This is a genomic window from Streptomyces sp. NPDC054975 (assembly GCF_053609105.1).
Genome location: NZ_JBSGWV010000061.1, coordinates 31,222 through 36,716 on the forward strand (window position 1 = coordinate 31,222; position 5,495 = coordinate 36,716).

5 protein-coding genes are annotated in these 5,495 nt (G+C 72.7%); 2 read left to right on the forward strand and 3 right to left on the reverse strand.

Going from position 1 to position 5,495, the window contains the following annotated elements:
- Window positions 1-114: 114 nt before the first annotated feature.
- Window positions 115-1,242, forward strand: a complete 1,128-nt coding sequence (locus ACWF79_RS31330) for an alpha/beta fold hydrolase (RefSeq protein ID WP_453731558.1) — start codon at window positions 115-117, stop codon at window positions 1,240-1,242.
- 60 nt (window positions 1,243-1,302) lie between these two features.
- On the opposite strand, the gene ACWF79_RS31335 is transcribed toward ACWF79_RS31330, so the two are convergent.
- The 3 genes from ACWF79_RS31335 to ACWF79_RS31345 form a co-directional block, all read right to left on the reverse strand.
- Entirely contained in the window at window positions 1,303-2,586 is a 1,284-nt protein-coding gene (locus tag ACWF79_RS31335; protein ID WP_453731559.1) for an HRDC domain-containing protein, read from the reverse strand.
- 117 nt (window positions 2,587-2,703) lie between these two features.
- Window positions 2,704-3,369 (reverse strand): response regulator transcription factor, encoded by a 666-nt coding sequence (locus ACWF79_RS31340; RefSeq protein ID WP_015037008.1) that lies wholly within the window; start codon window positions 3,367-3,369, stop codon window positions 2,704-2,706.
- A 234-nt stretch (window positions 3,370-3,603) separates the two neighbouring features.
- Window positions 3,604-4,284, reverse strand: a complete 681-nt coding sequence (locus ACWF79_RS31345) for a DUF3000 domain-containing protein (RefSeq protein ID WP_453731560.1) — start codon at window positions 4,282-4,284, stop codon at window positions 3,604-3,606.
- 91 nt (window positions 4,285-4,375) lie between these two features.
- Here ACWF79_RS31345 and hemE point away from each other — a divergent pair, with 91 nt between their 5' ends.
- Window positions 4,376-5,452 carry a uroporphyrinogen decarboxylase gene (hemE, locus tag ACWF79_RS31350; protein WP_453731561.1) on the forward strand — a complete coding sequence of 359 codons (1,077 nt, stop codon included), beginning with the start codon at window positions 4,376-4,378 and terminating at the stop codon, window positions 5,450-5,452.
- The last annotated feature ends 43 nt before the right edge of the window (window positions 5,453-5,495 follow it).

Below are 5,495 nucleotides of genomic sequence, written 5' to 3' on the forward strand. Positions count from 1 at the left end.
GGGGTCGTGGGCCGGTGCTACGGGGCCGGGTGGGCTGGGTGGGGGGGGGGGGGGGGCGGCGGTGGGGGGGGGCGGGGGGGGGCGCCCCCCCCCCCGACCCCAGAACGGATCTCCATGCCCGTCATCACCCAGGACCACGCGGTTCCCCACAAGTCCACCGTCCCCGCGAACAAGGACGTGATGGTCGATCTCTTCGTACGGGAGAAGCGCGACACGTCGCCGGAACACGGCCCGGATCGCAAGGCCGTCCTCATGCTGCACGGCCGCAGCGTTCCGGTGCTCGCGGGCTGCGATCTCCAGCACGCCTCGTACAGCTGGGCCGACGCGCTGGCGAAGGCGGGTCACGACGTCTTCATGATGGACCTCCAGGGCTCCGGGCGGTCGCCGCGCCCGAAGATGGACGACCCGTTGAACGCCAACCCGGCCAACCAGAACCTCCTGAAGCCGCGACCGCCGGGATTCACGCCCGGCACGCCGAACTACAAGTTCCAGCTGAACAACTCGAACAGCGACCGGGACGAGCTGCACACGGTCGTGGAGTGGATCCGCAAGGAGCGCAAGGTGGACAAGGTCGCCTTCGTCGGCTGGTCCGCGGCGGCGTTCACCATGGGGCCGTACGCCGTGAACAATCCCGCCAAGGTGGAGAGCCTCTTCCTGCTGGCGCCGATCTTCCCACCCGACGGCACATCGACCCCACCGAGCACGCTGCCACAGCCGGGCTTCCCGATGTTCCTGGCCACGAGGTGGGGTCTCGAGTCGGGGTGGAACGCGGAGCTTCGCTGCCCGGAGCAGCGTGAACCCGGCATGGTCGAGAGGGCCTGGGCCGCGATCATGGACAACGACGCGGTGGGCAGGACCTGGGGGCCGCCGGAGGGGCTCAACCGGATCCGGAACTTCGTCCGGTGGGGCTGGAACCGGACGACGGCCGGGCAGGGCGATGCGCTCGGCGACAAGGTGCCCGTGCTGATCGTGTACGGCGATGCCGACAGTCAGGTGAACACGTTCCCGCCCAACCCGAACCCGGAGCTCAACTTCTCGGTCCCCGCGCTCTACGACGCCGTCGCGGGCCCCCACAAGCTCATGGTCAAGCTGGCCTGCGCGGGCCACTCGGTGGTGTGGGAGCAACAGCACAAGAACGTGCACAACCTCTCCAAGCACTGGCTCAAGCACCTCAAGGTCGACGGCAAGACCCAGGGCGTGTTCGACATGAACACCAACGGCGACCTCAGCCCGGCCCCGTAGGACGGCGGAGCCCCCGGCCGTGCGCGGCCGGGGGCTCCGAGGGCTGTGACGACCGGGCGGTTACGCCGGCGTCGTCAGGGCCGTCGTCAGGAGCGGGGTCACCAGCTCGACCTGCCAGGGCCGGGCGCCGTGGCCCGCGAGGGCGGCGGCGATCGTGTCCGGGGTGGACGGCGTCGGCGGCTCCCAGCAGACGCGGCGGACCGTGTCCGGAGTGATCAGGTTCTCCTGCGGGAGGTTCAGCTCCTCCGCGAGGGCGGAGATGGCCGTGCGGGCCGCCGAGAGACGGGCGGCGGCGGCCGGGTCCTTGTCCGCCCAGGCGCGCGGCGGGGGCGGGCCCGCGACCTGCGCGCCCGGCTGGGGCAGCTCGCTGTCCGGGAGGGCCTTCGCCCGGTCCACGGCCGACTGCCACTGCTCCAGCTGACGGCGGCCCATGCGGTGGCCGAACCCAGGCAGCGCGGTCAGCGCGGCCACGTTCGGAGGCACCGCGAGCGCCGCCTCCACGATCGCCGCGTCGCTCAGCACCTTGCCGGGCGAGACGTCCCGCCGCTGGGCGATCCGGTCCCGGGCCGTCCACAGCTCCCGTACGACCGCCATCTGCCGACGGCGACGGACCTTGTGCATGCCGGACGTGCGGCGCCAGGGGTCCTTGCGCGGCGGCGCGGGCGGGGCGGAGGCGATCGCGTCGAACTCTTGCAGGGCCCACTCCAGCTTGCCCTGCCGGTCGAGCTCCTTCTCCAGCGCGTCACGCAGGTCGACGAGGAGCTCGACGTCCAGCGCGGCGTACCGCAGCCAGGGCTCGGGCAGCGGGCGGGTGGACCAGTCCACCGCCGAGTGCCCCTTCTCCAGGACGTAACCGAGCACGGACTCGACCATGGCCCCGAGCCCGACCCGCGGGAAGCCCGCGAGCCGGCCGGCCAGCTCGGTGTCGAACAGCCGCGTCGGCACCATGCCTATGTCCCGCAGGCACGGCAGGTCCTGGGTCGCCGCGTGCAGGATCCATTCGGTCCCCGCGAGCGCCTCGCCGAGGCCGGACAGGTCGGGGCAGCCCACCGGGTCGACGAGCGCGGTGCCCGCGCCCTCGCGGCGGAGCTGGACGAGATAGGCGCGCTGGCCGTAGCGGTACCCCGAGGCGCGCTCGGCGTCGACGGCGACGGGCCCGCGGCCCGCGGCGAACGCGGCGATCACCTCGGCGAGCGCCTCGTCGGTCGCCACGACGGGCGGCATGCCCTCGCGGGGCTCCAGCAAGGGGATCGGCAGCCCGTTCGCAGGGACGTCGTCGTCCGGGGGAGCGCCCCCGGTGGTTCGCAGTGCTGTGTCTGCTGCGGTCTCTTGGGCGTCGGTCACGTGTCAAGGGTATCTGTGAACGGCAAGCGCCTGCCGACGGAACGTTCCGTCGACAGGCGCCGATGTTTTGTCAACCGCGCGGGATGCCCGTCCGGGAGGCCCGGGGGCTTTCCGGAATCAGTGGATGATCCCGGTGCGCAGTGCCACCGCGACCATGCCGGCCCGGTCGCCGGTGCCCAGCTTGCGGGCGATCCGGGCGAGGTGGCTCTTCACGGTCAGGGCCGACAGGCCCATGGACACGCCGATCGCCTTGTTCGACTGGCCTTCGGCGACCAGCCGGAGCACCTCGACCTCGCGGCCGGAGAGCTCGCGGTAGCCGCCCGGGTGGCTCGGGGCACCCGGGGGGCGGCGGTGGCCGAGACGGGCGGCCGCGGCGCCGATGGGGGCGGCGCCGGGACGGGTGGGGTGCCCGATGTTGGTCCGCGTACCGGTGACGACGTAGCCCTTGACGCCACCGGCCAGCGCGTTGCGCACCGCGCCGATGTCGTCGGCCGCCGACAGGGCCAGGCCGTTGGGCCAGCCCGCCGCGCGGGTCTCGGACAGCAGCGTGAGGCCGCTGCCGTCGGGGAGGTGGACGTCGGCCACGCAGATGTCGCGGGGGTTGCCGACGCGGGGACGGGCCTCCGCGATGGACGACGCCTCGATGACGTCGCGTACGCCGAGGGCCCACAGGTGGCGGGTGACGGTGGAGCGGACGCGCGGGTCGGCCACGACGACCATGGCCGTCGGCTTGTTCGGGCGGTAGGCGACCAGGCTTGCGGGCTGCTCGAGGAGAACGGACACACGGCCTCCTGGGGAGATGCGGGACGGAGCCGGCTCGGGGAAGAAGCCGGGGGCGAACCCGTGCGGTGAAGGGGTCATTGACCTCTTCGGCAGCTCGGCCGCCCGCCTTTAGGGAAAGATCACGATTTGGTGAGTAACAATTCGGGCAATTCGGACGCGTGATCGATCATCCTACGAGTGAGCCTCCGTCCGGGCGACGCCGACGACCCCGTGGGAGCCCTCCCGGGCCCCTCCCTAGGGCTGCTGCGGGCCCCTGCGCTGGGGCAGCGAGACGACCCCCGCGCCCGAGATCGTGCCCGCCCCCGGATCCGGCGGCGACGGCGGCAGACCCGCGACCTGGCAGAGCAGATCGCACCAGGCCGCCAGATGCGCGCCGGTGTCCGGCACGCCGCCCAGGGCCTCCTGCGGCGTCCACGACGCCCGGATCTCGATCTGGCTCGCCGGACGCCGCTCGGCGAGTCCCCCGAAGTAGTGCGAACCCGCCTGGGTGACCGTCCCGCTCGCCTCCCCGTAGGCCAGGCCCCGCGCCTCCAGCGCTCCGGTCAGCCACGACCAGCAGACCTCCGGCAGCAGCGGGTCCGCCGCCATCTCGGGCTCCAGCTCCGCCCGGACGAGCGTCACCAGCCGGAACGTACCCTTCCAGGCGTCGTGCCCCGCCGGGTCGTGCAGCAGCACGAGCCGGCCGTCCGCCAGATCGTCCTCCCCGTCGACGACGGCCGCCTCCAGCGCGTACGCGTACGGGGCCAGGCGCTGCGGCGGCCTGGTCGGGTCGATCTCCAGCTCCGGCCGCGGCCGAGCCGCCCGCAGGGCGTCGACCGCTCTCCTGAAGGCGGGTGGCACCGCGTTCGCCTCCGTGTCGCCCGTACCTCCGTCACCGTCGGAATGATCGGAAAAATGTCCCTGAGCCGCAGCCATGCGGGGAAGAGTAGGCGGAACGGGGGCCTCGCGCAGGGAGGGACACCCCGCCCCGGCGGGCGGCTTCCGCATGCATGCGAAGATTCTGGGCGTGAGCGCCATTGACCGCCCCGAGGGCCAGCAGACGAAGCACCAGCCGCAGACGTACGACTCCGCCTTCCTGAAGGCCTGCCGGCGTGAGCCCGTGCCGCACACGCCGGTCTGGTTCATGCGGCAGGCCGGGCGCTCGCTGCCGGAGTACCTGAAGGTCCGCGAGGGCATCCCCATGCTCGAGTCCTGCATGCGGCCCGAGCTGGTCACCGAGATCACGCTGCAGCCCGTGCGCCGCCACAAGGTGGACGCGGCGATCTACTTCAGCGACATCGTGGTCCCGCTCAAGGCCATCGGCATCGACCTCGACATCAAGCCCGGCGTCGGCCCGGTCGTCGCCGACCCGATCCGCACCCGCGCCGACCTCGACCGGCTCCGCGACCTGACCCCCGAGGACGTCCACTACGTCACCGAGGCCATCGGGATGCTCACCGGCGAGCTGGGCTCCACCCCGCTCATCGGTTTCGCCGGCGCGCCTTTCACTCTCGCGAGCTACCTCGTCGAGGGCGGCCCGTCCCGCAACCACGAGCACACCAAGGCGCTGATGTACGGCGACCCGCAGCTGTGGGCCGATCTGCTCGACCGCCTCGCCGAGATCACCTCGGCCTTCCTCAAGGTCCAGATCGAGGCCGGCGCCTCCGCCGTCCAGCTCTTCGACTCCTGGGTGGGCGCCCTGGCCCCGGCCGACTACCGCCGCTCGGTGATGCCCGCCTCCGCCAAGGTCTTCGACGCGGTCGCCTCCTACGGGGTCCCCCGCATCCACTTCGGTGTCGGTACGGGCGAGCTGCTCGGCCTCATGGGCGAGGCGGGCGCCGACGTGGTCGGCGTCGACTGGCGCGTCCCGCTCGACGAGGCGGCCCGCCGCGTCGGCCCCGGCAAGGCGCTCCAGGGCAACCTGGACCCGGCCGTGCTCTTCTCCACCCCCGAGGCCGTCGAGGCCAAGACGGACGAGGTCCTGGCCGCCGCCGAGGGTCTGGAGGGGCACGTCTTCAACCTGGGCCACGGCGTGCTGCCGACGACGAACCCGGAAGCCCTGACGCGCCTGGTGGAGTACGTTCACACCAGGACCGCCGTCTGACGGCACCTTCGCGAGCACGAAGCGGCCCGCCACCCCGTTCGGG

Excerpts from the sequence above, each read along its gene's own strand:
- ACWF79_RS31330 (WP_453731558.1), top strand. The coding sequence starts at position 115 with ATGCCCGTCATCACCCAGGACCACGCGGTTCCCCACAAGTCCACCGTC.
- ACWF79_RS31345 (WP_453731560.1), bottom strand. The coding sequence starts at position 4,284 with ATGGCTGCGGCTCAGGGACATTTTTCCGATCATTCCGACGGTGACGGA.